This is a genomic window from Oceanobacillus saliphilus (genome assembly GCF_023522835.1).
Classification (GTDB): Bacteria; Bacillota; Bacilli; order Bacillales; family Amphibacillaceae; genus Oceanobacillus; species Oceanobacillus saliphilus.
On record NZ_JALCZU010000073.1, the window covers coordinates 1 to 281 of the forward strand.

Sequence of the window (281 nt, forward strand, 5' to 3'; positions counted from 1 at the left end):
TTCCAAAAGGTGATGAACTCGAGCCAAATTCAGATGGACTTGCTTTCTATGATCGAGTCATTGATGAATTGCGACGCTATCACATTCAACCATTAGTTACACTGTCACATTATGAAATGCCCATTGGATTAACGCTTAAGCAAAATGGGTGGGCCAGCCGGGCAACCATTGCCGATTTTAATCGGTTTACTGAAGTCGTTTTTAAACATTTTAAAGGTCGCGTTCCGTATTATTTAACTTTTAATGAAATTAATACCGGAACTTGGGGGTTTCATGCCACT

Annotated in this window: 1 protein-coding gene; it reads left to right on the forward strand. The window is 39.9% G+C overall.

Annotation, left to right across the window (positions count from 1 at the left end):
- On the forward strand, positions 1–281 hold a 281-nt coding region (locus MN204_RS20495), incomplete at both ends, for a family 1 glycosylhydrolase (RefSeq protein ID WP_249872905.1).